The organism is Thiocapsa sp., assembly GCF_011390875.1.
Classification (GTDB): domain Bacteria; phylum Pseudomonadota; class Gammaproteobacteria; order Chromatiales; family Chromatiaceae; genus Thiocapsa.
Genome location: NZ_JAABRP010000308.1, coordinates 1 through 3,963, shown reverse-complemented (window position 1 = coordinate 3,963; position 3,963 = coordinate 1). Strand labels below are relative to the sequence as shown.

General features: G+C 64.8%; 5 protein-coding genes. 2 read left to right on the top strand and 3 right to left on the bottom strand.

The features are described 5' to 3' along the window. Positions 1-320 precede the first annotated feature (320 nt). Together GPT33_RS17545 and GPT33_RS17540 are read left to right on the top strand one after the other, a co-directional pair. The gene (locus GPT33_RS17545; RefSeq protein WP_296811624.1) at positions 321-530 is read left to right on the top strand and encodes a type II toxin-antitoxin system HicA family toxin; all 210 of its coding nucleotides are present in this window, start codon (positions 321-323) and stop codon (positions 528-530) included. A gap of 41 nt (positions 531-571) precedes the next feature. Then, positions 572-880, top strand: coding sequence for a type II toxin-antitoxin system HicB family antitoxin (locus GPT33_RS17540; protein ID WP_296811622.1), 309 nt, complete (start codon positions 572-574; stop codon positions 878-880). Positions 881-952: 72 nt separating this feature from the next. Here the strand turns inward: GPT33_RS17540 and GPT33_RS17535 are convergent, their stop codons facing one another. From GPT33_RS17535 to GPT33_RS17525, 3 genes are all read right to left on the bottom strand, one after another. Beyond that, positions 953-1,795 (bottom strand): ARMT1-like domain-containing protein, encoded by an 843-nt coding sequence (locus GPT33_RS17535; protein WP_296811619.1) that lies wholly within the window; start codon positions 1,793-1,795, stop codon positions 953-955. A gap of 236 nt (positions 1,796-2,031) precedes the next feature. Continuing rightward, on the bottom strand, positions 2,032-3,162 hold the full coding sequence (locus tag GPT33_RS17530; protein ID WP_363929493.1) for an ABC transporter permease: 1,131 nt from the start codon (positions 3,160-3,162) through the stop codon (positions 2,032-2,034). Continuing rightward, a partial coding sequence (locus tag GPT33_RS17525) for an ABC transporter permease (protein WP_296811614.1) occupies positions 3,159-3,963 on the bottom strand: 805 nt, incomplete at its 5' end. The genes GPT33_RS17525 and GPT33_RS17530, both read right to left, overlap by 4 nt.

Sequence of the window (3,963 nt, the reverse complement as noted above, 5' to 3'; positions counted from 1 at the left end):
AGACGGCCACGCCCCCGAGCCGCTCGCCGCCGCTGACGCTGGCAGACCTGTCCGCCCGTTTCAGGGATTCCGAGAAAACCACTCCCCTGATCATCGTAGCCCTGGCCGCGCTGGAGGATCTCGGCACGGTCGAGCGCGCGAACGATCGTTACCGGGTGGTGGGCTGACGCCCCGCGCCCGCCGGGTTCAGGCTCCCGGCGGCTTCATGAACAGCGTGCGTAGGGCGTCATTGACGGACGTCGGCCATCGTGCGGGTTGAAGACGTGGAGGCTTGGGCCTAGTGGTCCCCAGTAGCAATCCCGAGACCGTTTGAGCGCCTCGTGCAGCACGGCAGATGTGTCGGGGCCGTTCGTTGTCGTTGTCGACCATCGATACGACAACGACAACGAAAAGGCAGCGGATCGGCCGTCACCTTCGAGAAAGACGGCCGTAAAGCCAACTTCCATCGGCCGCACCCGCGCAAAGAGGCGCTTAAATACCGCGTCAAGCAGGTGCGCGAATACCTCACACAACTCGGCATAACTCCATGAGCGCAACCAACGTGATGCACTATCGCGGTTATCAGGCCAGCATGACCTTTGACCCGGACGACAAGATCATCGTCGGGCGCGTATTGGATATCGACGACATCATTGGTTTTCATGGCGAATCGGTCAGCGAATTCGAGCAAGCCTTTCGCGAATCGATCGACAGTTACCTGGAAGCCTGCGCCAAGCTCGACCAAGAGCCCGGCAAGCCCGCCTCGGGCCGGCTGATGCTGCGTGTCGATCCGGCCATTCATGCGGCCGCGCTCAAGGCCGCCAAGCGCAGTCGCACCAGCCTTAATCAATGGGCCGCGCGGGTACTGGCCAAGGCGGCTCATGAAGGTCACTCGGACTGACGGGCGCTGTGGTCCGACGTCCATCATGCCGCTTGCTCCGCCTCTCCTCCGCGTTGATGCCGAGCGCGTCAGTCATGATGGAGCCTTCAGCACCACGCTGCCGACCGGGACGCCCAAATCGCCGGCGATGACCGAACATTTCGCCTGGAGCAGAAAGAACACCGACGCCCGGGTCTCGCTGAGCGTCTCGTAGTTCGCCTGGCCCTTGGCCAGGATCAGCGGTGCTTTGGCGAACTGCTCGCGAAACGCCGCCGAGCAGTGCTCGAGCAAGGTGCCGGGCGCATCCGAACCGTTGTCGATGATGTGACTGACCTCATCCAGACCCGCGGCCAGGGCGTCTTCGCGTGTCGCATCGTTGATGATCGGGCCAGCCTTGACCACATAGATCACCGGCAGGGCCAAGCACTCGATCAGCACGCGGTCGAAGACCGTTTCACCGGCGTTGTCGGCCAGATAGAGGATGCTGTCGGCGTCCTTCAGGGCCTCGCGCAAGCGCGCTAAGCCGTCGATCGCGAAGGGTTGTTCGAGGACCCGTGCCAAGGTCGCCTCCAGGTCGAAGGGTTCCGCCATGCCGTCGTCGATGATGTTGCCGGCAATGGCGATGCGCACGGCGGTCTCCAGTGGGTCCGGGGCACCGCGCACGCGCTCACGCAGGCCCGGCAGCAATGCCATGGCCTGCGCCGTGGCGTCCCGCTTGCTCCGCGCATAGGGATCGGGCGTGTGCGTCTCGCGCCTGACCGTCCGGTGGATGATCTCCGCCATGACCGGCGGCGTCGCCTGCGCCGGCAGGGCACGGAGCTGGTCCATGGTCTCCAGGAGGATGCGACGTTGCAGCTCCACCGAGGCATCGGCCTGGCGGGCCGCGCTCAGGGCCTGCCGCAGGAAACAGGGATAGCAGTCGAGATAGGTCTTCATGGCGCGATTGTCCGAGTCATTGGTCTTTCCCGTTGCAGGATCGAAGCTAAACCGCGCCCGGCGCGGTATACGATGTTTCTGGATAGGATCGGCCCCGGCAGACTTGACAATCGCTGGAGCTGGCGCGGTTTAGGTTATTAAAAAACATATCATTTAAAACCGCGTCTCCGCTAAGGGCCGTGGATACACCAAACATCGAGATCGCTCGAAGATGAGCATCTCGCTCTGGACGCGGTTTAGGCCATCGCGCTGATGGTCCGGCGAAAGCGACTGAGCGCGATCCCGAAGAACACCGCGCCGATCGCGGCGAGCGCGAGGAACGGCGGCCAGACCACGTCGAGGCCGGCGCCGCGGTAGAGGATGGCCTGGGCGGCGGTGACGAAGTGCGTGGTCGGCGCGGCCAGCATCACGTCCTGCACCAGTACCGGCATGCTCTCTCGCGGGGTGGAGTTGCCCGAGAGCAGTTGCAGCGGCAGCAGGATGAGCACCGCGAGCATCCCGAACTGCGGCATCGAGCGCGCCAGCGTCGCCATGAAGATGCCGAGCGAGGTGGTGGCGAAGAGATGCAGCGCGGCGGCGACCAGAAAGAGCGCGAGCGACCCCTCGATCGGGATACGCAGCACGCCCTGTACGACGAAGACCATCGCAATGCCGGCGGCCAACAGCACCACCAGCCCCATCGACCAGACCTTGGCCAGCATGATCTCGGCGGGCGTGACCGGCATCGCCAGCAGGTGCTCGATGGTGCCGTGCTCGCGCTCGCGGATCAGCGCCGCGCCGGTCAGGATGATCGACAGCAGGGTGACGTTGTTGATGATCTCCATCAGCGCGCCGAACCAGGACTGCTCCAGGTTGGGATTGAAGCGCGTGCGCAGGGCCAGCTCCACCGGCAGGGGGGCGCTGCCGCGATAGCCCTGCATGAACTCCGTGACCTCGCCCAGCACCATCTGCTGGACAAAGCTGCTGCCGGTGAATGCCTGGCTCATGCGCGTGGCGTCGACATTGAGCTGGATAGCGGGCGAGCGCCCGGCCAGTACGTCGCGCTGGAAGTCGGGCGGGATGTCCAGCACGAAGGTATAGGTCCCGGCATCCATGCCGGCATCGATCTCCGAGAGGCTGATCATTGCCGGCGGATCGAAGCGCGGCGGATAGAAGGCGCCGGCGATGCGTGCCGACAGCGGCGAGGCGTCCTCGTCGACGATGGCGATCGGCGCCTTGTGCAGGGTCTCCGGCATCGCCGTGGCCGCCACATAGATGGACACCGTGAAGGTGTAGGCGATGAGGACGAGCATCATGGGGTCGCGCGCCAGGCTCCAGAGCTCCTTGATGCCCAGTCGATAGATGTTGGCGAGATGCGCCATGCTCAGCGCTCCTGCTTCTTCAACAGCAGAATCGACAGGGCCAGGATGACCGGCACCGCCAGCGCGAGCGGCCAGAAGGAGGCTTCGAGGCCGGCGAAGCCCAGCGCCTTGTTGAAGACGCCCCGCGTGATGGTGAGGAAGTGCGCGGCCGGATAAAACTGGCCGATGACGTAACCGACGCCTTCGAGCGAAGACACCGGATTCAACATGCCGGAGAACTGGATGGCCGGGATGATGGTGCCGATGATGGTCACGAACATGGCCGCGATCTGGCTGCGGGTGAAGGTGGAGGCGAAGAGCCCGAAGCCGGTCGAGAAGGTGACGAAGAGCAGCGCCCCCGCCGTGAGTGCCAAGAGGCTGCCCTTCAATGGCACCCCGAAGACGGTGACCGCCAGCAGCGTCAGCAGGGCGAAGTTGAGCATCGCCAGCAGGATGTAGGGGAGCTGCTTGCCGAGCAGGAATTCGCTGCGGGTGACCGGGGTGACATAGAGATTGATGATCGAGCCAAGCTCCTTTTCGCGCACCACCGCGAGCGCGGTCAACATCGCCGGGATCATCAGAAGCAGCATGGGGATGACCGCCGGCACCATCGCCGGCAGGCTGCGCACGTCCGGGTTGTAGCGAAAGCGGGTCTCGATGCTGGCCGGGCCGGTCGCGGCGTCTTGGCCGAGCCGATGCTTCGCCTGCTCCAGCAGCCAGCCCTGGTGCATCCCCTGCACATAGCCCCGCACCGTCTCGGCGCGCACCGGCATGGCGCCATCGACCCAGGCGCCGATCTGTACGCTGTGACCGCGCGCGATGTCGCGC